Source organism: Mycolicibacter terrae (assembly GCF_010727125.1).
In the GTDB taxonomy this organism is placed as follows: domain Bacteria; phylum Actinomycetota; class Actinomycetes; order Mycobacteriales; family Mycobacteriaceae; genus Mycobacterium; species Mycobacterium terrae.
The window spans coordinates 13,343-39,491 of the sequence record NZ_AP022564.1 but is presented as its reverse complement, the minus strand read 5'-3'; the positions used below and the strand labels follow the sequence as shown (position 1 = coordinate 39,491).

Sequence of the window (26,149 nt, the reverse complement as noted above, 5' to 3'; positions counted from 1 at the left end):
TTCTATGCACGCCACCGCTACCGCCACCGTCGCAGCGCCCGCATCCCGGGTGTGGACGGTGCTCTCCGACCACGAGGGCATGTCCTCGTGGGCGCCCGGCCTGAAGATCACCCTGGTCCGGCCCGGCACTCCCGAGCCCAACGGCGTGGGCGCCCAGCGCCGCATCCAGGCGGTGCCCGGGATGGCGCCGATGGTCGAGGAGGTCATCGCCTTCGAGCCCGATCAGCGGCTGAGCTACCGGGGTGTGTCGGGCATCCCGTTCCGCAACTACATCGGCGACGTGGTGCTGCGCCCGGCCGGTTCGGGCACCGAGATCAGCTACACCGTCAGCGCCGACAACCCGCTGCCCGGGGTGGCCGCGGTGCTGGCGCACGGGCTGCTGTTCGCCCTGAAGCGGGCCGTCAAGAAGGCCGGGTGAGCGCGATGAGCGACGAGCAGGCCCGCACCAGGTTCACCACGTTCAAACAGCGCACCGACACCATCGCCGACGCCGAACTCGACGAGTTCTGGGCGACGCTGCCGCCGGCCACCGTCGAGCAGATGATCGGCGAGTGGCGGGGCGGCGAGTTCGTCACCGGCCACAAGATGAACGGCCTGCTGGAAAAGGCACGCTGGTTCGGTAAGACGTTCCGCTCGGTCACCGACGTGCAACCGCTGGTCTGCCTCGACGAGGACGGCAACAAGTTCTCCAACGTCAAACTCGGCAAGGGCGAGGCCAGCCTGTGGAACGAGGAGTTCCGCGGCGAGGTGGTGGCCACCATGGTCTACGACGGCCAGCCCACCCACGACCACTTCAAGCGCGTCGACGACGACACCGTGATGGGCATCATGAACGGCAAGGCGGGCGTCCTGGACAACGGCCGCTACTTCTACTTCTACCTGGAGCGGGTGTAGGCGATCCGGTCAGGGCCGCAGTGCAAGCTCCGGCTCGCGCTCGGTCTCGCTGCGGGGTGCGTCCCGGCGGTGCCGCAGTGAGGCGATGACGGTAGCCGCGAGCACGCCGGCGATCACCAGCAGCGACGGCCCGGTGCCGATTTCGATGCCGCCGGCGCCCTGTTCGTGCATCGCATGCATGATCAGCTTCACGCCGATGAAGCCGAGGATCACCGACAGGCCGTGGGACAGATACACCAGCCGGTCAAGCAGGCCGTCGATCAGGAAGTAGAGCTGCCGCAGGCCCAGCAGGGAGAACGCCGTCGCGGTGAACACGATGTAGGTGTTCTGGGTCAGGCCGAAGATCGCCGGGATCGAGTCGAGCGCGAAGATCACATCGGTGCCGGCGATCGCCAGCATCACCAGCAGCATCGGGGTGATCACCCAGCGCCCGCCGATCCGGGTGAACACCCGGTCGCCGTCATAACGGGCGCTGGTGGGCACGACCTTCTTCACCAGCCCGACGATGACATCGGGGGTCCGGTGAGACACCCCGGCGCTGCCCGACCTGAGCATGTTGCCCGCCGTCAGCAGCAGGAGCAGGCCGAAGAAGTAGAAAATCCAGGAGAAACGGTGGATCAGCGCGGCGCCGAGCAAGATGAAGCCGGTCCGCGCGGCCAGCGCCATCACGATCCCGAACAGCAGCACCTTCTGCTGGTCGACTCGAGGCACCCGGAAGCCGGCGATGATGACCAGGAACACGAACAGGTTGTCGACCGACAGCGCCTTCTCGGTGAGGTACCCGGCGAAGTACTCCGAACCCACATCGGATCCGCCGAAGACGAACATGCCGACCCCGAAGAGCACGGCGATGGCGATGTAGCCGACGGACCACGCCGCGGCCTCGGCCAACGTCGGAACATGCGCCCTGCGGACATGCGCGAAGAAGTCGAACGCCAGGAGCCCCACCAGGCCGGCGATCGTCACTGCCCATAACCATCCGGAAACGTCCATGTCCTACCCACGCTAGGCATGCCGGACGACATCGGGTTGACGTGCAGGTAGCGGGGCTATGACCGTCCGGTGAATGCGATCAGCCGCTGCAGGGCCGGGGCGGAGTCGGCGACCTCGACGGGCTCGTCGAACCCCGCTCGGACCCGGCCCGCCGGTGTGATGATGGCCTGCGCCAGACCCAACACGTACTCGGCCAGCGGTTCGGCCACCTGCACCGTACGGCCCGTCGCCGTCGCGTAGTCCCACGCGTGTACCAGGAATTCGACCGACAGAATTCCCGCCGCCATCCGCGCCGGTAGCTCATTGGGGCCGATCGTGACGCTGCCGTCCAGGCCACGGCCGTGCCAGGCGTCCAGGGCGGCCCGGGCCGCGGCGATGACCCGCCGTTCGGGGGACTCGGTGGCCTCGCGGGCCGGAAACTCTGCGCCCGCCGCGCCGCCCAGGACGGTGATGGAGTTCAGCAGATGATCGGTCAGCTGCGCGACGTCGAATTCCGAGCACGGCGTCTGATTGGACAGCTCATCGCCGCTGATGTGGTGCAGCACCTGCGCCAGCACCGCACACGTGGCTTCGGCGCCGGCCAGCTCGTCGGCGGGGGGTGCATCGGGACCGGGTCGCAGATCGGAGGCCATGTGCCCACGCTACGGTCTGGGTATGACCGAGTCCTATGAATCCGTCACCGTCGAGACCAAAGACCACGTCGCCCGGGTGACCCTGATCGGTCCGGGCAAGGGCAATGCGATGGGCCCGGCGTTCTGGTCGGAGCTGCCCACGGTGTTCGCCGAGCTGGACGCCGACCGCGACGTGCGGGCGATCGTGCTGACCGGATCCGGCAAGAATTTCAGCTACGGGCTGGACCTGGCCGCGATGGGCGGGACGATGACCCCGATGCTCGCCGAGGGGGCCTCGGCGCGGCCGCGCGCGGACTTCCACCGCGAACTGCGCGGCATGCAGGATGCGATCACCGCGGTCGCCGACTGCCGCACCCCGACGATCGCGGCGGTCCAGGGCTGGTGCATCGGCGGCGGGGTCGACCTGATCTCCGCGGTCGACATCCGCTACGCGTCGGCCGACGCCAAGTTCAGCGTGCGCGAGGTCAAGCTGGCCATCGTCGCCGACGTCGGCAGTCTGGCCCGGCTGCCGCTGATCCTGTCCGACGGGCATCTGCGCGAGCTGGCGCTGACCGGTAAAGACATCGACGCCGCCCGCGCCGAGAAGATCGGCCTGGTCAACGACGTCTTTGCCGACGCCGACGCCACGCTTGCCGCCGCGCACGCCACCGCCGCCGAGATCGCCGCCAACCCGCCGCTGACCGTGGCCGGCGTCAAGGACGTGCTCGATGAGCAGCGCACCGACCGGGTGGCGGCCAGCCTGCGTTACGTCGCGGCGTGGAACTCGGCGTTCCTGGCGTCCAAGGACCTGCTGGAGGGTATCGGCGCCGTCATGGGCAAACGCAAGCCCGAGTTCACCGGCGAGTGATGGCCTGGGTTCTGCTGTTCGGGGCGATCGGGTTCGAAGTCGCCGGGACGCTGTCGTTGCGGGCCTCCGACGGTTTCAGCCGATGGCAGTGGGCGATCCCGGTGACCGTCGGCTACCTGGTGTCGTTCGTGTTGCTGGCGCTGGTGCTCAAGCGCGGGATGCCGGTCGGAGTGGCCTACGGGGTCTGGGCGGGTGTCGGGGTGGCGCTGACCGCGGCGCTGGCCCGGTTGCTGTTCGCCGACCCGTTCACACCGGTGATGGCCGGCGGGGTCGTGCTGATCGGCGCCGGGGTGTACCTGCTGGAGCACGGGGCGCACGCATGACCGGCGTGTCCTTCCCGCAACCGGCCCTGGCCGACGTCGTCGCCACCCTCGACGTCGAGCAGAGCGGTGAGCACCGGTTCGTCGCCACCCAGCTCGACAACCCGCACCACCACATCGTCGGCGGGCACATCGCCGGCCAGGCGCTGATGGCGGCCAGCCGCACCGCCCCCGGCCGTATTCCGCACAGCCTGCACGTCTACTACCTGCGGGCCGGTGACGCCCGCCGCCCGGTCGACCTACACGTCGACGTGGCCCGCGACGGTGGCACGCTGTCGACACGTCAGGTCACCGCCCGCCAGGACGGCGAGATCCTGCTGGAAGTGCTGTCGTCGTTCAGTGCCGCCGTCGACGCGCCCGAATACCAGCAGCCGATGCCCGAGGTGCCCGATCCGGACTCCCTGCCGCCGGTACAGCAGCAACTCGCGGACTACGCCGACGAACTGGGCGGCTACTGGGTCCAGCCCCACCCGTTCGAGCTGCGCTACGTCGACGCGCCGCCACGCCTGGCTCTTGACCGCGACGAGCCGGTACCGCGGATCCGGTTGTGGTGGAAGCCCTCTGCGGCGGTGCCGGACGACCCCGCGCTGCACAGCGCCCTGTTGACCTACCTGTCCGGCACCACCATGGTCGAGACCGCGGTCGCCATGCGGCGGGCCACCAAGACCAGCGTGTTCAACGCGCTGATCGACCATGCGCTGTGGTTTCAGCGGCCCGTCGACCTGTCGGATTGGGTGCTGTCCGACCAATTCTCGCCCAGCGGCGTCGCCGGGCGCGGACTGGCGAGCTCGACGATGTACAACCGGGCCGGGCAGCTGGTCTGTCTTGCGACCCAGGAACTGTATTTCGGCCGGGGCGAGGGGCGGCAGCGGTGACGGAGATTCCCGAGATGACCACACCCGATGGGCGGATCCGGCTCCCGGCCGATCTGGACGCCGTGACCGCGGTCGGCGAGGAAGACTCATCCGGCATCGACCCGGCGGCGGTGGAACGCATCTGGCAGGCCGCGCGGCACTGGTATGGCGCCGGCATGCACCCGGCGATCCAGCTGTGCCTGCGCCACAACGGCCGCGTCGTGCTCAACCGCGCGATCGGGCACGCCCTCGGCAATGCGCCCACCGATCCCGCCGACGCCGACAAGGTGGTGGTGGCCACCGACACCCCGTTCTGCGCGTACTCGGCCGCCAAGGCGATCACCTCGACCGTGGTGCACATGCTCGTCGAGCGGGGCTGCTTCTCGCTCGACGACCGGGTGGCCGACTATCTGCCCGGGTACGGTCGACACGGCAAGGGCCGCACCACGATCCGTCAGGTTCTGACGCACAGCGCCGGGGTGCCGTTCGCCACCGGACCGCGGCCCGATGTGCATCGCGTCGATGACAGCGAGTACACCCGGCAGCAGCTGGCGAACCTGCGGGCGATCTACCCCCCGGGTTGGGCGCACATGTACCACGCTCTGACCTGGGGCCCGCTGGTGCGTGAGATCGTCTCGGCGGCCACCGGGCGCCATATCCGCGACATCCTGGCCGAGGAGATCCTCGACCCGCTGGGTTTCCGATGGACGAATTTCGGTGTGTCCCAGGACGACGTCCCGCTGGTGGCGCCCAGTCACGCGACCGGCCGCCCGCTTCCCGGTCCGGTGGCCGCGGTGTTCCGCCGGGCGATCGGCGGGACCATGCACGAGATCATCCCGTTCACCAACACCCGCTGTATCTGACCAGCGTCATCCCTCGTCGAACACCATCTCGACGGCGTTCGAGCTATCGAGATTCGCCGAGATCTGGCGCCGCGGAGGCGAGCTCGACGGCGTGCGGGTGGTGTCGCCGGAGACCATGGCCGCGGCGACGGCCCAGTGCCGGCGGCTGCGACCGGATGTGGCGACGGGCTTGGTGCCGCTGCGCTGGGGCACCGGCTACATGCTCGGCTCGGAGCGGTTCGGCCCGTTCGGTCGCGGCGCGCCCTCGGCTTTCGGGCATCTGGGCCTGGTCAACGTCGCCATCTGGGCCGACCCGGCGCGTGGCCTGGCTGCCGGGCTGATCTCCAGCGGCAAGCCCGGCCGCGATCCGGAGGCCAAGCGCTACGCCGCGCTGATGGACACCATCGCCGCCGAGATCCCGCGCCTCCGGTGACGCCGTGACCTGCGTTCGCCCTGGGCGATCCGAGCAATGCTGCGGGTCTCCCGGCTCTGCGCGGTCGAAGACGGCGAGTCGCACCCGGTATTGCAACACCGGCGACCCGAGATTCCTATAGTCGATCGATGGAGCTGCGGCACATCAAGTACCTGTTGGCGGTCGCCGACCATCAGAATTTCACTCGGGCCGCCGAAGCGCTGCACATCTCCCAGCCGACGCTGTCCCAACAGATCAAGCAACTCGAGCACGCGGTCGGGGTGAAGCTGTTCGACCGGTCCGGCCGCACCGTTCGGCTCACCGACGCCGGCTCCGCCTACGTCCACCATGCCCGGCTGGCGGTGCGGGATCTGGAGGCCGCCGAACGGGCCGTGCACGATGTGCGTGACCTTTCGCGCGGCAACCTGCGGATCGCGGTGACACCCACCTTCACCGCGTATCTGATCGGCCAGCTGATCTACAGCTACCGGGAGGCCTATCCCGGCATCAGGGTGACGGTTCTGGAGACCAACCAGGACAAGATGGAGGCCGACCTCCTGGCAGATCGACTCGACCTCGGGATCGGCTTCGCCGGCCCGCACGCGGCCGGCATCGAGGCCCGGACACTGTTCGCCGAGACATTGGTTCTGGTGGTGGGCTCGGGCCATCCGCTCGAGACGGGTGCCGTCCGGGTGCCGGTTGCGGAATTGGCCGGCGAACCACTCGGGCTGCTCAGTTCGGACTTCGCCACCCGACTGCACGTCGACGCCTACTTCGCCGAATGCCAAGTGCCACAGAATATCGCGATCGAAGCAAACTCGGTCAGCGCATTGTTGGAGCTGGTGGGACGCGGCGTCGTCGCCACCGTGTTGCCGGATGCGATCACCAGTGAACGCCCCGACCTGCACCCGGTCCCGCTGGATCCACCGCTGCCGACCCGCACCGTGCAGGTGCTGCAGCGTGCCGGCGTCTACCAGTCCGCAGCGGCGCGCGCGTTCGCCGCAATGCTCGACGCCATGGTGGCCGAGCGACGCAGCTAGCAGGGAGCTATTGGTCCCGCCAATGGCTCCGCGTGGATCTAAGTATTGGACACTGCATGTGCCATCTTCCATGCTGAATGTCGTCTGGGTGAACGCTTTTCAAACAGATGGAAGGCGCGATGCGGCATTCGCGGGATATAGCCGACTCCGGTATGGCAACCGAAACCGTTGATAAGCACCATGTCTCACATCAGACGGACGAGTTCTCCGCATTGATGCGGCGGGCCGCCGAGCGCGGGGAAGGCTGGGTCAGCAACCTATGACGACTGCCCTATATGACGACACCACCAGTGGACCCGGCCTGGCGCAGCTTGAGCAGATGCTGCAGATCGGGCGGGGCCGCAGCGTGGCGGTGATCAACGCGCCGGCCGAATCGGAGCTGCGACTGCTCGCCATCAGTCGAACCAACCCGAACCACGCCGACGTGGTGATCGCCTTTGCGCTGCGGCGGGTGGATCTGGCCTGGCTGCGGGCGGCTTACAACGCGGCCGGGGCCGGCCGAACGGCGTGGGTCGTCTACCCCGAGCCGGGCCAGCCCGGGACCGACCTGCGCTGGGAGTGGTTCCTCGCAGCGCTACGCCAGTACGGCGTTCAGGCGGCGCACCACGTCGTGATCGACCGGGGCTGGTCTGCGGTGCTTCTGCAGCGGATCCGCAACGGCGAGCCGGAGCCGGGTCTGTTCGGCTGAGCGGCGCGCCGCGGGCCGATCGGCGGTGGCGGAGGGATTTGAACCCCCGGACGGTTTTAGCCGTCTCTCGCTTTCAAGGCGAGTGCATTAGGCCGCTCTGCCACGCCACCGCGGGAAATCGTACCCTGGCGACCATGCATGCCGTTGTCGCTGAGTCCCCCGAGGTGTTGTCCTGGCAACAGGTCGACGATGTCCGTCCAGCCGCCGGCGAGGTGCTGATCCGGGTCGCCGCGGCCGGGGTGAACCGAGCCGACCTGCTCCAGGCCGCCGGCAAGTACCCGCCGCCGCCGGGCGCCAGCGAGACCATCGGGCTGGAGGTCTCCGGCGAGGTCGCCGCGGTGGGTGACGGGGTTTCCGATTGGACTGTCGGACAACAGGTTTGCGCCTTGCTGGCCGGCGGCGGCTACGCCGAGTACGTCGCGGTGCCGGCCCCGCAGGTGCTGCCGATTCCCGACGGCGTGGACCTGGTGGACGCCGCCGGCCTGCCGGAGGTGGCCTGCACGGTGTGGTCGAACCTGGTGCAGACGGCGGGACTGGGCGAGGGCCAGCAGTTACTGGTGCACGGCGGCGCGAGCGGAGTGGGCAGCCACGCCATCCAGGTCGCCCGCCAACTCGGGGCGTGGGTGGCCGTCACCGCCGGGTCGGAGGCCAAGCTGGCGTTCTGCCGCGAGTTGGGCGCCGAGGTCACCATCAACTATCACGAAGAGGACTTCGTCGCACGGATCCTCGAGGCCGGTGGCGCCGACGTGATCCTGGACATCATGGGGGCGGTATACCTCGACCGCAATATCGACGCGCTGGCCAACGACGGCCGCCTGATCGTCATCGGGATGCAGGGCGGGGTCAAAGGCGAACTGAACCTGGGCAAGCTGATCGGCAAACGCGCCGCGGTGATCGGCACCGCGTTGCGCGGCCGGCCGGTCGACGGGCCGCGCGGGAAGGGCGTTGTCGTCACGGCGGTGACCGAGAAGGTGTGGCCGATGCTCGGTGACGGCCGAATCAAGCCGGTGATCGGCGCGCGGGTGCCGATCCAGCAGGCGGGCGAGGCGCACCGGCTGCTGGCTTCGGGTGAGGTGACCGGGAAAGTGGTGTTGACGCTCTAAGCGGCGAGCGTGCGCGGAATGCCAGTTACTGCGGCGTGTCGGCGTACAGACCCGCACGCTCGCCGGTGGACGTAGCATTATCGGCGAGCCCATCGGCGACGGCTGCCAGTAACGGATTCCCAGGAGGCACTTGTCATGTCCACCGAAACCATCTCGGCCAACGGCTTCGGGTTCACCATGAGTTCGCGCATGCCACGGCATGACGTAAGCGACGAGGTCCGCGCCGTTCCGCCACCGCCGCTGCCGGTGCCGAGCCGTACACCGTTCGTTTCGCGGACCCGGCCGGCGACGCCGAGATGATCTCCGAGTGGATGAACCGGCCGCACCTGGCCCAGACCTGGAGCTACGACTATCCACCCGACCAATGGCGCCGCCACATGGAGGTCAATTCGAGGGCAGCTACTCACGCCCCTACGTCTTCAGCATCGACGGGCGGCCGATGGGCTACATGGAGCTGTTCCGTGCCGCCCAGGACGATCTCGCCGCCGTTTACGACGCGCATCCCTACGACGTGGGACTGCATGCGGCCATCGCCGAACTCGACATGGTCGAGCACGGACACGGCGCGATCATGTTCCGCGGGTTTGTCCAGAGCGTGTTCGAGATCGAACCGCAGTGCCAACGGATCATCGGTGATGCCAATGCCGGCGACGGTTCCTACGGGCGCCGGTTCTGGAGCGACGAGGCGGGGTGTTCCTCGGCGAGCACTACATGGCCAAGTGGGATCAGCGCATCGCCCTGTTCGCCTGGCCGAGGACCCGTGAGGAAGCCCCGCACTAGCGGTCGTCCTGCTGCGCCATAGCGCGGCACCGACAAGGGCGGTGACGGATCATCCGTCACCGCCCTTGTCGTTATCCGGTGCGCATCGCCGCCGGGGCCGCTGGCGCCGGGGCTAGCGGTGCCGGTGGATCATCACGGTGCGCCCGCACCGCCGATGCCACCGGCGCCGCCGACACCCACGGTGCTGCTGCCGCTGACGGCCTTACCGCCGGCGACACCGTCGGTGCCCGACGAACCGGTGACGCCGTCACCGTTCGTACCGCCGGAACCACCGTCGCCACCGTTTCCGCCGCTGCCCGCCCAGTTGGACTTGCTGGGCTTGGAGGCACCGTTGGAGCCCTTGCCGCCGTTGCCGCCCTGACCACCGGAGCCACCCTGGGCGTGGGTGCCGTCGGTGTTGGCACCGCCCTGACCGCCGGTTCCACCGGTTCCACCGTTGCCACCGGTGCCACCGGTGCCGCCGCCGCCGGTGCCCTGACCGACCAGGCCGTTGTAGCCGGCGCCACCGGCGCCACCGTTACCACCGTTGCCGGCGAGACCTCCGGCACCGCCCTTACCGCCGACGCCGGCGTCGCCGTGCGCACCACCCGACTGGCCGTCACCCAGGGCCACGCCGCCCGCGCCGCCCAGACCGGCCGCGCCGCCGACACCGCCGTCGCCGCCCTGGCCGCCCTCGCCGCCGGTACCGCCTTGGCGCCCGGGCATACCGAGGCTGCCGGCACCGCCGGTACCGCCGACACCGCCGTTACCGCCCTTGCCGCCACCGCCACCGACGCCACCGGAGCCACCGAGGCCACCCTTGCCGCCGTCACCGGTCACGGTGCCACCGGCGCCACCGGTACCGCCGAGACCGCCTGCGCCGCCGGCGTACCCGGTCGCGCCGTCGGCGCCATTGCCGCCGGCTCCACCGGCCATGGGCTGGCCCTGCGGGTCCTTGGGCGCATTCTGGCCGGCTCCACCGTTGGCGCCGACCGAGGTGTTGTTCCCGGCCGTGCCGCCGTTACCGGCGTTGCCGCCGGTGCCGCCGGTGCCGTGCTGACCGGCCGAACCGCCGTTGCCGCCGTTGCCGCCGGCCGCACCGGCGCCGTTGGCGGCGTTGGTGCCCGAGGTGCCGTTGGCGCCGGTACCGCCGTTACCGCCGGTTCCGCCGTTACCGAACTCCCCGGTGGCGTTACCGCCGACACCGCCGTGGCCGCCGGCCTGCGCCAGGCCGCTGCCCAGCGTCACACCGTTGCCGCCGTTACCGCCGGTGCCACCCGCGGCGATCGCGCCGTCGGCACCGGCGAGGCCGCTGTCGGCCTGGGTGACACCGTCGCCGGCCAAACCACCGGCCCCGGCCTCACCACCCGTGCCCGCGATGCTGTTGCTGTTGCCGCCCTTGCCGCCGCTTCCCGCAACGGCATTGGTGCCGCCACCCGCGCCGTCGCCGCCGCGGCCGCCGACCCCGGCGTTGCCGCCCGCGCCACCGTCGCCACCGAGACCGCCCTCGCCGTCGGCACCGTTGTTGCCGACATTGGCCACACCGCCGACACCACCGGTGCCGCCGGCACCGCCGGCGCCACCGTTACCGGCCGTGCCGCTGGCGTCACCGCCGACGCCACCGTTGCCGCCGCTGCCGGCGGTCGCATTGGTTCCCGCGGTGCCATTGGCGGCGTTACCGCCGACACCGCCGGCACCACCGGCGCCACCCTTACCGCCGGCACCGGCGTCTCCGGCGTCGGCGCCACCGGCACCGCCCGCACCGCCGTTGCCGCCGGCCGCGCCGGCCGTACCGTCGGTGCCATCTCCGGATCCATCGGTCGCTCCGGCCAAGCCGGCAGCTCCGGCCCCGCCGTCACCACCGGTGCCACCCTGGCCGACCGTGCCTGCTGCGCCGCCGGAACCGCCGTTGCCGCCGGCCTGGCTCACGCCGCCCACAATCTGACCCTGGCCACCGGCGCCACCGTTGCCACCGGCACCGCCGAGCACCGCGCCGTCCAGACCGTTGTCGGCTGCCGTGCCGTCACCACCGGTACCACCGGCGCCACCGGCGCCCGCCGTACCGGCGACGCCGCCCTGGCCACCATTACCGCCGTGGCCGGCGATCTCGTTGGCACCGCCGCCCGCGCCGGCACCACCGTGGCCACCGTTGGCGCCGTCGCCGGTGTTGCCGCCGGCACCGCCCTGGCCACCGGCCCCAGCCGCACCGGTGTTGCCGTTGGTGGCCGCACCACCCGCGCCACCGTTGCCACCGCTACCGCCGGCCCCACCATCACCGTTGGTGCTGGTGGCGTCGCCGCCGTCGCCGCCATTGCCGCCACTGTTGGCCGCCGCATCAGAGCCGTCGGCCGCGTTGACACCGGCACCGCCGTTGCCGCCGCGCCACCGGCGCCGCCAGAACCGCCACGCCGCCGTCGCCGGCCGTGGTACCACCGGCGCCGCCCTGACCGCCGCTGCCGCCGTTGCCGCCCGCGGTGCCGCTGGTGCCGTCGCCGTCACCGTTGGTGATGCCGTCGGTGCCGGCGGTACCCGCACCACCGTTGCCGCCCGCGCCACCGGTACCGATCGCGCCGGCCGCGCCGCCATCACCGCCGACGCCACCGTCCTGCGCGGAGCCGTCTCCGAGGGCTGTCCGTCGCCGCCGTTACCGCCGGCGCCACCGTCGCCGCCCGCGCCGTTGGTGCCATCCTGGCCGCCGCTGGACTGGACGCCACCCTGGCCGGTGCCGCCCGCACCACCGGCGCCACCGACGCTGCGGTCACCACCGGTGCCGCCGGTACCGTTACCGGCGGCGGCACCGATGCCACCGGCACCGCCGTCGCCGCCGGCGCCACCGTTACCGGCGTTGCCGGCGTTGCCGCCGCGCCACCGACACCACCGGCGCCGTGGGTGGCATCGCCGCCCACCGCCGGCGCCACCGGCTGCGGCGTGCCCGCCGAGGCCACCGTTTCCACCGGTGCTGCCGTCAACACCAGGACGCCATCGCCGCCGTTGCCGCCGCTGCCGCCGGTGCCGCCCGCACCGCCGAGGCCACCGGCGCCCGAGGTGGTGCCGCCCTGGCCGCCGTTACCGCCGTAGCCACCGACGCCGCCGTTGCCGCCGGTGGTTCCGTTGCCGTCACCGTCGGTCACACCGACCACGCCGCTGCCGCCGTTACCACCGGCGCCGCCCTGGCCGCCGGTGCCGATCGCGCCGGCCGCGCCGCCGTTACCGCCGTAGCCACCGGCCTGGCCGGTCGACCCGTCGGCGAGCAGTGCGCCGTGGCCACCGGCACCACCGTTGCCGCCGTTGCCGCCGCCGCCGTCCGCCCCGACCGCGCCGGCAGCGCGATAGGTGAGGCCGTCACCGTTCAAGCCGCCCTTGCCAGCGGCACCGCCGACACCGCGGTCACCGCCGGTGCCGCCATTGCCGCCGTGCCCGGCGGTGTCGTTGGCGCCACCGCCGGCGCCGGCGCCGCCGTGGCCGCCGTTACCCGCGGCACCTGAGGCCCCGCCGTTACCACCGATTCCGCCGCTGCCGTTGAGGCCGGCGGTGCCGTTGGTGGCAGAACCGCCCTGACCACCGTTGCCGCCGGCGCCGCCGACGCCGCCGTTACCGCCGTTACCGCCGTCGGTGCCGTCGGTGCCGTTGCCACCACTGCCCGCAACAGCATCGTTGCCCGCGATGCCCTGGATGCCGGCGCCACCCGCACCGCCGTTGCCACCGGCTCCACCGACGCCGCCCAGACCGCCGTTGCCGGAGATCGAGCCGCCCTTGCCGCCGCTGCCGGCGTTACCACCGGCCGCGCCGTTGCCGCCGGTTCCGCCGTTGGCGGTCGCCACCGAGCCGACCGCACCGGCCGCGCCGGCGCCACCGTTGCCACCCGCACCACCGTTGCCGATCGTTCCGGCGTCACCGCCGTTACCGCCGCCGCCGCCGAGTTGCGCGGTGCCGTCGCCCAGAAGCAGACCCGTGCCGCCCTTGCCGCCCGCGCCGCCGTTGCCGCCGACGGCTGCCGTACCGGCGGTTCCGCCGGCCGCCTGGGTGGTGTGGCTGGAATCCCAGCCGCCTGCGCCGGCCGTACCCGCTGCGCCGCGATCGCCGCCGGCGCCGCCATTGCCGCCGGAGCCTGCGACAGCACCGTTGCCGCCGCCGGTACCGTCGGCGCCGCGGCCGCCATTACCGGCGTTTCCGGCGTTTCCGGCGTTGCCGCCGACGCCGCCGGCGCCGTTCGCGCCCTGGTCGCCGTTGCTGGCGGTGCCACCGGCCCCGCCGTCACCGCCGATGCCGCCGTTACCGCCGATGCCGCCGTTGCCGCCGTCGGTGCCGTCGGCACCGGACATTCCGCTCCCGGCAGTGACCGGGGCGCCGCTGATGCCCTCAGCGCCGTGACCGGCGTTACCGCCGGCGCCGCCCGCGCCTCCGGCACCGCCCGCGCCACCGTTGCCGACAGCGGTACCACCCGCGCCACCGACACCGCCGATGCCGCCGGCGCCACCGTGAATCCCGTTGGTGCCGTTGCCGTCACCATCGGTGATGCCGGCAGCGCCTTCGCGCCGGCCCGCCGGTTCCTCCGGCGCCGCCGTTGCCGGCCAATGCGGCGTTACCGCCGTGGCCGCCGGTGCCGCCGCCCTGGCCGATGTCGGTGGCTCCGATCACGCCTTGACCGACGCCACCGTTTCCGCCGGCGCCGCCGTCACTGCCGAGTCCGGCCGCGCCGTCGTTGCCGACCGCGCCGTCGCCTGCCGTACCGGTGCCGCCGATGCCCGCGGTACCGGCCGCAGCGCCATCGGCGCCGTTGCCGCCGAGCCGCCCGCGCCGGCGTTGGCGCCGCCGCCGCCGCCGAGACCGGTGCCACCGACGCCGGCCGCACCACCGGCACCACCGTCGCCGGCGTCGCCGCCGACACCACCGGTGCCGGCGCTGGCCTCGCCACCCTGGCCGCCGTTACCGCCCACGCCGCCGGCCGCCGCGTTGCCGCCGTTGCCGCCCGCGGTGTCCGCGACAGTCGCGTCCGCGCCCGCGCCGCCGGCACCGCCCTTACCGCCGGACCCGCCGGCGCCACCGGCGCCACCGTTACCGGAGGTGCTGCCACCGAGGCCACCGGTACCACCGTTACCCCCGGCTCCACCGATCGCGCCCGCGGTGCCGTTGCCGTTGATGTCGGTGATGCCGTCCACGGTCGCGCCGACGCCACCCGCACCGCCGGCGCCACCGTTGCCGATCGCTGCCGCGTTGCCACCCACACCACCGTTACCGCCGCCCTGGCCGGTGTTGGTTGCGCTGATCAGGCCCGCGCCGTCACCGCCCTGGCCGCCGACGCCGCCGTCGCTGGCGATGCCGTCCAGGCCGGCGGTACCGCTGGCACCGTTAGTGGTGCCGGTTCCACCGGCACCCACCTGACCGGTCGAGGCCCCGAGCGCGCCGTCGCCGCCGTGACCACCATTACCGGCGGTCACACCGCCGCCGCCACCGAGACCCTTGCCCCCGGCGCCGGCGATGCCGCCGTTTCCGCCGTAGCCGGAGTTGCCGCCGGCGCCACCGGTGCCGTTGGTCGCCGTGCCGCCCTGGCCGCCGTTGCCGCCCATGCCGCCGGCCCCGGCGTTGCCGCCGTTTCCGCCGTCGGTGTCGGCCACCGTGGCATCCGCGCCCGCGCCACCGGCGCCACCCTGTCCGCCGATACCGCCGACACCGCCCGCGCCACCGTTACCGGAGGTGGTGCCACCGGCACCACCCTGGCCACCGTCGCCGCCGACACCGCCGACGTACCCGTCGGTGCCGTTGCCGTCGACGTCGGTGATGCCGTCGACGGTCGCACCGGTGCCACCGGTGCCACCGGCGCCGCCGTTGCCGACCGCGCCGGCGTTACCGCCCTGGCCGCCCGCACCGCCGCCTTGTCCGATGTCGGTCCCGGTGATCAGACCCCAGCCGTCACCGCCGCGACCGCCGTCGGCGCCGTCGGTGTTGCTGCCGTCGGTGCCCTCGGCACCAGCGGCGCCCCAGTGACGCCAGGCCGCCGACCCCGGCGGTACCTGCCACCACCGACGGCACCGTCGCCGCCGTTACCGCCGCTACCGGCGTTGGCTGCGCCGCCGGCACCACCGCCCTGGCCGCCCTGCTGGGCAGTTCCGGCATTGCCGCCGCTACCCGCCGCACCACCGGCGCCACCGGTCCCGGCCGCCGCCACACCGCCGGCGCCACCGTTGCCGCCCGCGCCACCGGCACCTGCGCCACCGCCGTTACCGCCGGCGCCGTCGTAGGTGTCGGCTTGCAGGGCCTCACCACCGTTACCACCGGCGCCACCCTGACCCCCGGCGCCACCGTCGCCGCCGTTGCCGGAGTTCGCTCCACCGGCACCACCTTGGCCACCGGTACCGCCCGCCGAACCGGCCCCACCGGTCGTTCCGTCGAGGCCCACGGTGGTGCCGTCGACTCCCGCGACGCCGTTACCGCCGTCGCCGCCGACACCACCATCGCCGTCGTTACCGGCCGCGCCGCCGTTACCACCGGTGCCACCGGCCTGGGTGACGTCGCCGGCAAGCAGCTCGCCGTCGCCACCGCGGCCACCCGCGCCGCCGTGGCCTCCGCACCGGTCGCTCCCTGCTCACCTGGTGGTGTGGTCGCTCCCGCCGGCTCGGCCTGGCCGGTGTACCGCGGTACCGCCCTGGCCGCCCTGCCCGCCGGATCCGGCCGTTTGTTGCCGCCACCGCGCCGTCGCCACCGTTACCACCGTTGTTACCGGCCCACCGCCGACACCGCCCGCGCCACCGTCGCCCTGGACGCCTGCGATGCCCGCGTCGCGACGCCACCGGCGCCGCCCTGTCCACCGACACCACCGCCCCACCACCGCGCTGCCGGCGTCGACGCCGGCGCCACCGTTATCGCCGCTGCCCGCCTCGGCGTCGAGTCCCTCGTCGCCGTCGTAGCCGTGGCCCCCGCCTCCGCCGGTGCCGCCTACGCCGCCAGCGCCACCGGCGCCGCCGTTGCCCGAGTTGGTGCCACCGGCGCCACCGGTGCCACCCTCGCCACCGGCGCCGCCGGTCGAACCCGAGGTGCCGTTGCCGCTGACATTGGTGGTGCCACTCTGGCCGGTTGCGCCCTGGCCGCCGGCGCCACCGTTACCGCCGTCACCGTCCGTGCCGGCGTCACCGCCGTCGCCGCCGCGGCCGCCGGCCTGCACGGTGCCGTCGCCGAGCAGCTGACCGTCGCCGCCGACACCACCATTGCCGCCGTTTCCTGCCGCGCCGTCAGCACCTGCGCTACCCGAAGCCGCCTGGCCCGAGCCGCTGGCGCCCCCGGCGCCACCGGCACCACCCGTGCCGGCGACGGCGTCCGCCGCGCTGCCGCCCTTGCCTCCGGCGCCGGCCGCCGCGCCGGTACCACCACCCGCACCACCGGTACCACCATTGCCCGCCGCACCACCAGCACCACCATCACCACCAACACCACCAACACCATGAACACCGGCATTGCCGTGCACCGAAGCACCACCGACACCACCAGCGCCACCAGCACCACCATCGCCACCATTGCCGGCGGTACTGGTCGCATCACCACCATCACCACCGTCATCGCCGGAACCGACCACCGCATCGGCACCCGCCAACCCATCAGCACCAGCACCACCGACACCACCAGTGCCACCACGACCACCAGCACCACCATCGCCACCATCACCGGCCAACGCGCCACCAGCACCACCGGCACCACCGGCACCGCCGTTACCACCGATCGCGCCCTGCGTGCCATCACCGCCGGCCTCGGTCGTGCCGGCCAACCGACCGCACCATCACCACCAGCACCACCGGCACCACCATTGCCCATGTTGCCGCCGTCGCCACCAGCACCACCAGCACCACCGGGTCCCCAGCCACCGTCGCCGAGAACCCGTCACCACCGGCACCACCACCACCACCGGTCGCCGCCACACCCCACCACCGGCAACCCCACCACCAGAACCACCAGCACCACCGGCACCGGCAACACCGGCGTCACCACCACGCCCACCGTCACCACCATCGACAGTGAGCGCATCACCGTCGGCACCAGCACCACCATTGCCACCGACACCGGCAGCACCACCATTGCCGCCATTGCCGCCGACACCGTCAGCCGCCGAACCGATCAGACCACCGGCACCACCAGCACCCGCAGCGCCACCGGCACCACCGATACCACCATCGCCACCATCACCGGCAGCACCGCCATCAGCACCGGCCTCATCGGCATCGACCCGACACCGCCGGCACCACCGGCACCACCGTTGGCGCCCTGACCACCGGCACCACCGTTACCACCGGAACCGATCAGCCAGACCCTTACCCCGGCACCACCATTACCACCGGCGCCACCAGCCTGACCCAACCCACCATCAAGCCCGGCCAAACCCACCGCACCGGCCGCCCCCACCGCACCATCGCCACCCAGGCCACCATTGCCGCCCACGCCATACATAAAGCCGATACCCGCACCGCCGGCACCACCATTGCCACCAGCACCACCATCGATGCCGGCACCACCAGCACCACCATCACCGCCGACACCCATCCACCAGCCACCGGCACCACCAGCACCGCCGTCGCCACCATCAAGACCCGCACCACCGGCGCCACCATCGCCGAACATCCCCGCCGAGCCACCCACCACCAAAGCCCTCAGCAGAGTACCACCAGCACCACCATCGCCGAACCACAAACCACCAGCCCCACCAGCAGCATCAGCCAGCGTCCGCCATCCACACCGTCAACACCGTTACCGATCAACACCTGACCGAAACCGAACATGTTGACAAACGAACTGACCTCAGCGCCAAAGGGACTCAAAATAAACTGCTGCCCCAAGTCATGCAACGGCGTGTAGAACAACGAACCAAACCAGTCATCAGCAGCCGCCGAACCCGGCAACTCCGCCACCGAGGCATCAAAACTCAACCCCATTGGCCAACAACGGCTCCCACGAACCCGCATCAAACAACGTCTCCCACGACGACGCCTGACCCAAATCCCCCAGCGCCCCAGCCAAATCCGAACCGAGCAGATCAACAACCCAATCCAACTCATCAGCATGCGCAGCGCGCCGCCGACAACGGCCCCAACCCAAACGCCAAAAACGCCCCAACCGCACTGCCGGCTCCCAGCAGTCGTCGGCCACGCCGACCCTGCTGACCGTTGCCTGAAGTGTTACGCCCTACTGCCATTTGGGTTTTCCTATCTGTGTGGCCCACAGTTGTGCTAGCTCTGTCTGTCAATTCAGTTCTGGTTACGGCGGCTCACCTGCTGCGCAGGGTCAGCCTGGGAAGCCCAGCGCCGCGGCGATCTGGTTCGGAATGTCGTTGAGCCACTCGGCAGCCATCCCGAAGAAGTCGCCGTTGATGCTCAGCAGGCCCAGGTCGGAAAGACCCAGACCATCGACCAGGCCGTTGATGTCGAGGCTGCCGATGCCGAGATCGGTGAGCAGCGAATTGAGCGTCACGCCATCGAGTCCGAGGTTGCCGACGATGGTGTCCAGGTCGTAGTTGTCCAGGCCCAGCCAGCCCAGCAACGTGCCCAGGGTCGGGTCGCCCAACACACTGGTCATCACGTCGGTGATGAAGGAGTCGAGATGCACCTCATCGAGGCCCAGCCCATCCAGCATGCTGCCGATCGAAACGCCGCCCAACAGACTGTTGATGAAGTCGTCGAGGTGCGTGTTGTCCAGGCCCAGGCCGCTGAGCAAACCGGCAATCGAGATGCCGCTCAACCCGAGTCGGTCGATGAACATGTCCAGGTCGATGTTGTTCAGGCCGAGGTCGTTGAGCATGTCCTGGATGCCGAGGTTCTGCAGGCCCAGGGCGTCGATCAGGTTCTGCAGACCGATGCTGCCCAGCCCCCAGTCCTCGAGGAGCGTGAGCACGGAGGTGTCGCCCAAGCCCATTCCCTGGAAGAGGCCTTCCACGATCTGCGCCAGGGTCGGGTTGAACCCCAGGTCGGTGAAGAACTCTTCCAGCGTGACGTTGCCGCTCAGGTTGCCCAGACCCTGGAACAGCACCGCCAGCTCGTAGTCGCTGAGGCCCACAGACTGAACGAGCTGGGTCATGGTGGCGTCGTAGAGGCCCAGGTTCTGCAGGGTTTCGCCGACGGTGTTGGTGCCCAGCAGCGCGTTGAGGGTGGGGTTGCCGGCCTTCTCGACCAGGCTCGCCATGTCCGGGGGGAAACCGGGGATCTGGGACAACGGCGTGTCGCCCAGCGGAATGGTCTGGCCGGGGAGATAGACGGTCGACAGCAGCTCGGTCAGCCGGATGTCGACGATCATGGTGTCCGGGGGGAAGCCCTCCCCGGCCGGCATTTCCTCCATCAGCTGGCCGAGCGTCATGGTCCCGAAGTCCGCCATCAGCTCTTCCAGGGTGGCGCCGGGGGGGAACATCGAAGCGAGCAGGTCGAGCAGCCCGGTGTCGCCGGTGATGTCCGGCCCGAGGAAGCCGCTGTTGAGCAGGCTGAGCAGCGACTCTTCGCCCATCGGGCCGAGGACGCTGACCAATCCGGTGCCGATGTTGACGTCGCCGAGTCCCAACTGCGCGAACAGATCGGTCAGCGGGGGGTTGCCCAGCGCGTCGGTGATGAGGCCGCCGACGGTCCATGTCGGATCGACCAGGCTGGCCAGTGATTCGCCGCCGCTGGCACCGAGCAGGTCCTTGATCAGGCCGCCCACGGACTGGTCGTCGCCGCCGACGAGGCTCAGGATCAACTCGGAGATGGTGGGGTTGCCGATCCCGACTTCCGGGGCGTTGAGCAGGGCGATCAGCAGGCTCGCGATCGAGTCATCCGGGCTGATGCCGCCGAGGTCGGTCAGCAGCTGGGCGATCGTGGGGTTACCGATGCCGGCCTCGTTGAACACACCGATCAGCAGTTCGGACAGCGGCTCGGTGCCGATCCCGAAGTCGTTCAGCAGATCCACCGGCGTCATGTGGCCGAAGCCGGCCTGGTCGAGCAGGTCGGTGATCAGGGTGTCCAGCGGGATGTCGCCGATGCCTGCCTGAGTGAGCAGCTCGGTGATGCTCGTGTCGCCGAAGCCGGACATCTCGACGAGGCTGCCGATGTCGAAGTTGGCATCGATCGGCTGTCCGGGAGTCAGCAGGCCGTTGAACAGCGGAATGCTGAGATCGCCGTAGTTGAGGCCGGTGCTGCCGTTGAGGAAGGCGTCCAGCAGGGTCGCCGGCGCACCGAACAGCGCGGAGAGCGCCCCCATCGGGTCACTGAAGTCGAAGACGTCACGCAGAACGTCCTGCATGGCGTTGAAAAGCGTTACCCACGGGCCGATTCCGGCGAGCAGCGAGTTTATCCACAGCGGCAGCTGGATGCTGATGTCGGCCGGGAACGGCAGCAGCTGCGCGTCGATGGTGGGCATCGCGTTGGTGAAGATGTTGATGACATCAGGGATGCCGGCCAGCGCCTGCTGCGGGTTGGTGAAGATGTGCTCCAGCAGGCCGAACATGTCGACCGAGTTCTGGTTCAACGCCTGCAGGTTGGCGATGGTGTGGTTGAACAGGTCGGTGTACGGCGAGAAGAAGTCACCGTCCGCCGTCAGTGCGACGGGCCGTTGCTCGACGGTCGCGAGCTGATGCTGCAGCTGCGGCAGGTTCGAGGTCACGGGCGGAACCGCGATGAGACCCACGCCGACGACAGCCAGGCCTGTCGTGACGTACGGACGGAGTGTTTGCTGCATGAGGCCCTCCCGGACTGACGTTCCGAAGTTGCTTTGCCGATCAGGTCGCTTAACCACCGAGCACCGCCGCGATCTGGTTCCCCAGGCCGTCGAACCAGTAGGAGAGCGAGCCGTAGAATTCTTCGATCTGGGCGTTGATCACCGTGAGATCACCGAGCCCCATCGACGCCAGCAGCTCGTCGACGGTCTGGGTGCCGAAGTCACCGAGCAGTGAACTCACCGTCGAGGTCCCGAACAGCGAGTCGATCAGCTCGTTGAGGGTCTGCGTGCCCAGACCCAGATCGATGAGACCGTCGCTGAGGGTCGTGGTGCCGAAGAACTGGTCGAACAGGTCACTGAGCGACTGGCCGCCGATACCGAACTCGTTGAGCATGTCGTTGACGCTCTGCGGACCCAGCGCCTGCCTGATGATGTCGTCGAGTTGCATGCTGCCCAGGCCGCCGTCGTCCAGGGCGTTGGCCACGGTCTGGTCGCCGAAGGCCTGGTTGAGCAGGTCACTCAGATGCATGTCGCCGATGCCCGACTCGTTGAGCATGTCGACGATGGTCTGGTCGGCGGGGACCAGCTGGTTGATCAGGTCGGACAGGGTGGTGTTGCCCATGACGCCGAACAGTTCCGACAGGGGCTGGTCGGGCATGTTCGCCAGCACCAGCTCGGTGAGGGTCATGTCGGCGTAGCCGGCCTGGCTGAGCATGTCGCCCAACGTCTGACTGAAGTTGGCCTGAATGACTTCGGCCAGCGTCTGGGTGCCCATGTCGCCGAGCAGCGAGCTCAGCGGCGCGTCGGCACTGTCGCCCAACATTCCGCCGATGGTCATGCTGGCGAGCGAATCGGCCAGGGAGGCGTCACCGCCCTTGTCCAGCGGTGAGGCACCGGACGCGACCAGGATGTCGTTGATGGTCAGGTTCCCGGTGATCCCGAGGTTCGCCATGTTGTTGAGCACGGTGCCGAGCGACAGGTCGTAGATGCCCATCAGCTGGACGACCTGCGCAAGCGTGACGCTGCCGAGGCCGGTGAAGTCGAGGACGTCGGTCATGTTGGTGTTGCCGGCATCCCCGAGGATGCTGATGATGATCTGGCTCATGTCGGCGTTGGCGACACCGGCCTGGCTCAGCAGGTCCATCATGGTCTGGTCGCCCAGGCCCAGGCCGCCCAGCAGCGTCGTGATGAACTCGTGGGTGGTCAGGTCGCCACCCCCGAGTGCGTCGATCAGCGACGCCGGGGTCTGCCCGCCGAGGCCCAGCGCGTCCACCGCAGTCTGCAGCAGTCCGTTCAGCGTCAGGTTCTCGGCGCCGATGTCGCCGAGCAGCTCGTTGACGGTCGGGTCTCCGATGCCCAGCGCGTTGAACACGTCGATGCCGAGGTCGGCCAGCTTCAGGTCGGCCACACCGATGTCGCCGGCGAGGTCGACGATCGTCGGGTTGTCGAAGCCCAGCGCGTGGGTCAAGTCGATCGCGAGGTCGGCGACCTGGACGTCGCCGATGCCCAACTGGTCCATGATGTCGGCGATGGTGGGGTTGCCGATCCCCACCGCGTCGAAAGGGTTGTCAGCACGCTGGCGATCTCCAGATCGCCGAGGCCGAGGGTGTCGAGAACGTCGACCGGGGTCTGATCACCCAGGCCCAGGCTGTCCAACAGGCCGGTGAACATGTTCGCCACCGACAGCGTGCCGATCCCGGTCTGGTCGAGCAGGCTGGCGACGGTCTGGTCGCCGATGTTGAGCCCGTCGACCGCCTCGCTGGCGGTCAGGTCGATGACCAGGTTCTGGCCCGGGACCAGGATGCCGTTGAACGCGGGGATGCTGATGCCGGCCACATCGATGGTGCTGGTGCCGTTCAGCCACGCGTCGAGCAGTCGCGGGAACGACGTGAAGATCGCCGCGAACGGGTCGAGCGGATCGGTCGGATTGAAGATCTGATTGAGGATGTCCTGCATCGCGTCGTTGACCGTGACCAGCGGGCCGATCAGCCCCATCCCGATGGTCAGGAACGGCGAGAGCAGAACCATGATCGGGTCGGAGCCACTGATCGAGGGCATCAGCTCAGTCAGGAAGTCGAACACCTCCGGGAGCCGCGACAGCTCGGGTCGGTGAAGATCTGCTCGAGCAGATTGCCCCAGCCGTTGTCGGATCCCATCGCCGCCAGGTTCGTGGCGGTGTTGTTGAAAAGGTCGACCCACGGGCCCAGGAGGTCCGGTCCGGCGGTGAGCGCGACGGGATGGTGCTCGACGGCAGGAAGTGCCAGGCGGACCTCAGCGGGTGGGCGTACGAACCCGGTGGGGACCGCCGCATTTACCGCGACGAGGGCGGCGCCCGCGATGACGACGCCGGGTGTGACGTACGGGCGAAGCGCCAGCTGCATCATGCTCTCCTAGGAAACTGATCATGGACGTTGCTGAACTTTACATGAGTTTTAGGTTTTGTCGAAGCGGAAATTTTCTAATGAAACTGCTCCACAAAAAGCCCAAAAATCGCTCGTAAAGCGATATGAGTCCGGTAGTACGGAAGTCTGTGTCCCTGGTACGCCGTGACTTCCGTTCGGGCGAAAATCGTTTCCTTAGATTTTGTTAATCGTTATTCAGAGGTCAGGTCACGCTTGGTGCAGGCAGCAACCCTGAGCGCGGCCAACCAGATGAAACGGCCGCAACAGCGGGCCGGGACGGCCCGGCGACGCAGTCGTGCTGCCTCAGCCCGGACGGTGGGGGTTACCGGCCGGCGGGACGGCAGCTGGACGGCGCCGTGGCGTGCTTCTGGCGGCGGTGCGCCCTCGACAAGCTGCTCGGCGCACGGGGCGGGACCCCGCCCACTCGACCGTGCCGGGACCGGCTACCGGCCGGGCCGCGCGATCATCCTGGGAGAACGCTGCCGAGGCGTCGGCACCGCCGGGATCCGGCCGGGAGAGTTCCCCCGCAGTCCGAAGGCCCTTTTTCACCCACCGGTGATTCGCGAATCACTTTCCGCCGCGGGTTGTTCGCAACGGTACGGCGCAACGACCTTCTCACCGGTCCGCGCCGTCAAGCACCGCCCCTACTCACGCTGATGCGTTGTGACGCTGCGTATTTCGGACAGAACCGACGCCTTCCGAGCAGGGCTCGGCCAGCGGCGATTTCAGCGCGACCCGATCAGCCGCTCAGTCCTCGCCCCGCCGGTCACCCTGCGACCCCGGCCGCCGCTGCGCCAGCCCTGCCACGGCGAGCCGTGCCAGGCCGGACAGCAGTGCGTTCCCCACGCCCGGTCCCTCTTTTTGTGGCCGCGGCTCCTCCCACTGCGCCAGCACGGCCAGTTCACCGGCGACGTACTGGTCGCGGCAGGCACTGCGCTGAATCTTGCCGCTGGTGGTGGTCGGTATCCGCATCGGCTTGAGCAACACCACGGCCTGCGCTTCGATCCCGTGGTGGGTGGGGATCGCCGCCCGGATCGCATCGATCAGGTCGTTCGGATCGATGCCGGCGGCGTCGTGGTGGTGCACCTCCTGGACCACCACCACGTATTCCCGGGCGTAGCGCTCGGTCGGCAACTGGAACACCGCACCTCGGCCGGGAAGCAGGGCCGGGTGACAGTTCTGCACGGTCAACTCGATGTCGTTGGGGTAGTGGCTGTAGCCGTCGATCGTCATCAGGTCCTTGCACCGGCCGGTGATGTACAGCTCGCCGCCGCGGAAGAACCCCAGGTCGCCGCTGCGCGGTAGGGGCCCGCCCCGGTGTCGGCCAGGTGCGCTGAGAAGGCGTGTTCGGTCTCCTCCGGCCGCCCCCAGTAGCCCACTCCGACGCTCGGCCCCGCCACCCAGATCTCGCCGACCTCCTCCGGCCCGCGCTGCACCCGGGTCTCCGGGTCCACGATCAGCACGTCCTGGTCGCCTTGGCGTTTTCCGCAGCCCACCAGCGAAAGTGTCCGCTCCGCGTCGCCGGCGGCGTCCGGGTCCACCTCGACCACCCGATCCTCGCCGAGGGCGGTCCGGTCGAGGTGCCGGATCACCGGCACCGCCGAATTCGACACTCCGGACACCCCCAGCGTCGCTTCGGCCAGCCCGTAGGCGGGCCGGAAGGCTTCGGGGCGGAAACCAGCCGGCTCGAACGCCTCGCTGAAGGCCCGCAGGGTTTCCGCGCTGATCGGACCCCCGCCGACCACCGCGATCGACCAGTTCGACAGGTCCAGCGCGGCACGCTGCTGCGGGGTGCTGCGTTTGACGCAGGCGTCGTAGGCGAAGTTGGGCGCGGCACTGATCACCGCCCGGTAGCGCGACATCGCCTGCAGCCAGCGCAGCGGCGCATAAGAGGAACTGGGCGCCATCAGCACGGTGGTGCGGCCGCCGTAGATGGTGCCGAGGATGCCGCCGACGAAGCCCATGTCGTGGTACTGCGGCAGCCACGACACCCCGCTGACCGGGCTGGCGAACACCGGATCGTCGTCCCGGGGGTCCAACGCCTGACGGATGATCTCCAGGTTGTTCACGTAGTTCCGGTGGGTGAGCACGCAGCCCTTCGGCACCCCGGTCGAACCCGACGTGTACTGGATCATGGCGACGGTGTCTTCATCGACGTCCAGGCGCTCCCAGGCCGCCCCGTCGTCGGAGTCCTCGTCCATCGCCAGCCAGCGCAAGTCGGTTCCGGCGTCCAGGCCGGCCACGGCGGCCTTCATCTTGGACTGTGTCTTGGCCGTCGCCAGGGCGAAACGGGCGCGCTTCGGGGACGACGGTCTCGATCCGTCGGATCGGCCAGTGCTCGTCAACCGGAACCGCGACGGCACCGGCATAGAAACAGCCGAACAGTCCCGCAACGCTGTCCACACCGGGACGGCAGAGCACCAGCACGCGTTCCCCGGCTGCGCCTTGGCGCTGCAGATTCACCGCGATCGACCGGGCGCGACGGTCCAGTTCGCGGTAGGTGATCCGGTCCTGTTCCACATCCCCGTCGGGGCAGAAGATGAACGCCGGGGTGTCCTGATGCCGGGCGGCCTGCTGCCGCATCAGGTCCACCAGGGTGTCCGGCACGGTGGGGGTAGCGGAGGTCGTCGGTTCTGCCATCTTCTGATCTGCCTTACGCGGTGCTTCGTTGACGGCCCACAGCGTAGCCTGCGTGACACCGGCCG

General features: G+C 70.2%; 24 protein-coding genes, 1 tRNA gene and 2 pseudogenes. 10 read left to right on the top strand and 17 right to left on the bottom strand.

Annotated elements, in window-relative coordinates; translation table 11 throughout:
- Positions 1–4: 4 nt before the first annotated feature.
- The gene (locus G6N23_RS00215) at positions 5–418 is read left to right on the top strand and encodes an SRPBCC family protein (RefSeq protein ID WP_085259988.1); all 414 of its coding nucleotides are present in this window, start codon (positions 5–7) and stop codon (positions 416–418) included.
- Positions 419–423: 5 nt separating this feature from the next.
- Positions 424–894, top strand: coding sequence for a DUF4334 domain-containing protein (locus G6N23_RS00210; protein ID WP_085260171.1), 471 nt, complete (start codon positions 424–426; stop codon positions 892–894).
- Positions 895–903: 9 nt separating this feature from the next.
- Here the strand turns inward: G6N23_RS00210 and G6N23_RS00205 are convergent, their stop codons facing one another.
- Both G6N23_RS00205 and G6N23_RS00200 read right to left on the bottom strand, forming a co-directional pair.
- On the bottom strand, positions 904–1,887 hold the full coding sequence (locus tag G6N23_RS00205; RefSeq protein ID WP_109560185.1) for a TerC family protein: 984 nt from the start codon (positions 1,885–1,887) through the stop codon (positions 904–906).
- A gap of 56 nt (positions 1,888–1,943) precedes the next feature.
- Positions 1,944–2,519 (bottom strand): TIGR03086 family metal-binding protein, encoded by a 576-nt coding sequence (locus G6N23_RS00200; protein WP_085259989.1) that lies wholly within the window; start codon positions 2,517–2,519, stop codon positions 1,944–1,946.
- Between the two features lie 22 nt (positions 2,520–2,541).
- Between G6N23_RS00200 and G6N23_RS00195 the strand changes: the two genes are divergently transcribed.
- From G6N23_RS00195 to G6N23_RS00170, 6 genes and pseudogenes are all read left to right on the top strand, one after another.
- On the top strand, positions 2,542–3,366 hold the full coding sequence (locus G6N23_RS00195; RefSeq protein ID WP_085259990.1) for a crotonase/enoyl-CoA hydratase family protein: 825 nt from the start codon (positions 2,542–2,544) through the stop codon (positions 3,364–3,366).
- Entirely contained in the window at positions 3,366–3,689 is a 324-nt protein-coding gene (locus G6N23_RS00190; protein WP_085259991.1) for a DMT family transporter, read from the top strand. Before G6N23_RS00195 ends, G6N23_RS00190 begins: the two co-directional genes overlap by 1 nt.
- Entirely contained in the window at positions 3,686–4,561 is an 876-nt protein-coding gene (locus tag G6N23_RS00185; protein ID WP_085259992.1) for an acyl-CoA thioesterase, read from the top strand. Before G6N23_RS00190 ends, G6N23_RS00185 begins: the two co-directional genes overlap by 4 nt.
- 14 nt (positions 4,562–4,575) lie before the next feature.
- Positions 4,576–5,815 (top strand): annotated as a pseudogene (lipE, locus tag G6N23_RS00180) (lipase LipE).
- A gap of 128 nt (positions 5,816–5,943) precedes the next feature.
- Positions 5,944–6,834: a transcriptional regulator CynR gene (cynR, locus tag G6N23_RS00175; protein ID WP_085259993.1), complete on the top strand. Its 891-nt coding sequence runs from the start codon at positions 5,944–5,946 to the stop codon at positions 6,832–6,834.
- 259 nt (positions 6,835–7,093) lie between these two features.
- Positions 7,094–7,522, top strand: a complete 429-nt coding sequence (locus tag G6N23_RS00170; RefSeq protein ID WP_085259994.1) for a hypothetical protein — start codon at positions 7,094–7,096, stop codon at positions 7,520–7,522.
- Positions 7,523–7,545: 23 nt separating this feature from the next.
- On the opposite strand, the gene G6N23_RS00165 is transcribed toward G6N23_RS00170, so the two are convergent.
- Positions 7,546–7,632, bottom strand: a tRNA-Ser gene (locus tag G6N23_RS00165).
- Between the two features lie 24 nt (positions 7,633–7,656).
- Here G6N23_RS00165 and G6N23_RS00160 point away from each other — a divergent pair.
- Positions 7,657–8,625 carry an NAD(P)H-quinone oxidoreductase gene (locus G6N23_RS00160; RefSeq protein WP_085259995.1) on the top strand — a complete coding sequence of 323 codons (969 nt, stop codon included), beginning with the start codon at positions 7,657–7,659 and terminating at the stop codon, positions 8,623–8,625.
- 439 nt (positions 8,626–9,064) lie between these two features.
- Complete coding sequence (locus tag G6N23_RS21720) at positions 9,065–9,427, top strand: GNAT family N-acetyltransferase (RefSeq protein WP_235687135.1); 363 nt, start codon at positions 9,065–9,067, stop codon at positions 9,425–9,427.
- 110 nt (positions 9,428–9,537) lie between these two features.
- Here the strand turns inward: G6N23_RS21720 and G6N23_RS22330 are convergent, their stop codons facing one another.
- From G6N23_RS22330 to G6N23_RS22305, 14 genes and pseudogenes are all read right to left on the bottom strand, one after another.
- A complete protein-coding gene (locus G6N23_RS22330) occupies positions 9,538–11,985 on the bottom strand; it encodes a hypothetical protein (RefSeq protein ID WP_163769673.1) in 2,448 nt (815 codons plus the stop codon).
- Entirely contained in the window at positions 11,970–13,706 is a 1,737-nt protein-coding gene (locus G6N23_RS22325) for a hypothetical protein (RefSeq protein WP_179961145.1), read from the bottom strand. The genes G6N23_RS22330 and G6N23_RS22325 overlap by 16 nt, the downstream gene beginning before the upstream one ends.
- Before the next feature lie 181 nt (positions 13,707–13,887).
- The gene (locus G6N23_RS21705; RefSeq protein ID WP_268967514.1) at positions 13,888–14,022 is read right to left on the bottom strand and encodes a hypothetical protein; all 135 of its coding nucleotides are present in this window, start codon (positions 14,020–14,022) and stop codon (positions 13,888–13,890) included.
- The gene (locus G6N23_RS00140) at positions 14,019–14,999 is read right to left on the bottom strand and encodes a hypothetical protein (RefSeq protein ID WP_163769690.1); all 981 of its coding nucleotides are present in this window, start codon (positions 14,997–14,999) and stop codon (positions 14,019–14,021) included. Before G6N23_RS00140 ends, G6N23_RS21705 begins: the two co-directional genes overlap by 4 nt.
- A 281-nt stretch (positions 15,000–15,280) precedes the next feature.
- Positions 15,281–15,781, bottom strand: coding sequence for a hypothetical protein (locus tag G6N23_RS22320; RefSeq protein WP_163769689.1), 501 nt, complete (start codon positions 15,779–15,781; stop codon positions 15,281–15,283).
- 186 nt (positions 15,782–15,967) lie between these two features.
- Positions 15,968–17,652 (bottom strand): annotated as a pseudogene (locus G6N23_RS22660) (PE family protein); the annotation flags it as partial.
- A gap of 365 nt (positions 17,653–18,017) precedes the next feature.
- Entirely contained in the window at positions 18,018–18,275 is a 258-nt protein-coding gene (locus G6N23_RS00110; protein ID WP_163769684.1) for a hypothetical protein, read from the bottom strand.
- Positions 18,276–18,648: 373 nt separating this feature from the next.
- On the bottom strand, positions 18,649–20,988 hold the full coding sequence (locus G6N23_RS00105; RefSeq protein WP_234808526.1) for a hypothetical protein: 2,340 nt from the start codon (positions 20,986–20,988) through the stop codon (positions 18,649–18,651).
- A gap of 124 nt (positions 20,989–21,112) precedes the next feature.
- Positions 21,113–22,594 carry a hypothetical protein gene (locus G6N23_RS21690; RefSeq protein ID WP_235687134.1) on the bottom strand — a complete coding sequence of 494 codons (1,482 nt, stop codon included), beginning with the start codon at positions 22,592–22,594 and terminating at the stop codon, positions 21,113–21,115.
- Entirely contained in the window at positions 22,507–23,100 is a 594-nt protein-coding gene (locus G6N23_RS21685) for a hypothetical protein (protein ID WP_235687133.1), read from the bottom strand. Before G6N23_RS21685 ends, G6N23_RS21690 begins: the two co-directional genes overlap by 88 nt.
- Before the next feature lie 8 nt (positions 23,101–23,108).
- Positions 23,109–23,426 carry a hypothetical protein gene (locus tag G6N23_RS21680; protein ID WP_235687132.1) on the bottom strand — a complete coding sequence of 106 codons (318 nt, stop codon included), beginning with the start codon at positions 23,424–23,426 and terminating at the stop codon, positions 23,109–23,111.
- A 765-nt stretch (positions 23,427–24,191) separates the two neighbouring features.
- Entirely contained in the window at positions 24,192–24,677 is a 486-nt protein-coding gene (locus G6N23_RS21675; protein ID WP_235687131.1) for a hypothetical protein, read from the bottom strand.
- Entirely contained in the window at positions 24,677–25,687 is a 1,011-nt protein-coding gene (locus G6N23_RS00095; protein ID WP_268967513.1) for an AMP-binding protein, read from the bottom strand. The genes G6N23_RS21675 and G6N23_RS00095 overlap by 1 nt, the downstream gene beginning before the upstream one ends.
- Positions 25,593–26,084 carry an AMP-binding protein gene (locus G6N23_RS22305; RefSeq protein ID WP_268967512.1) on the bottom strand — a complete coding sequence of 164 codons (492 nt, stop codon included), beginning with the start codon at positions 26,082–26,084 and terminating at the stop codon, positions 25,593–25,595. Before G6N23_RS22305 ends, G6N23_RS00095 begins: the two co-directional genes overlap by 95 nt.
- Positions 26,085–26,149: the final 65 nt, after the last annotated feature.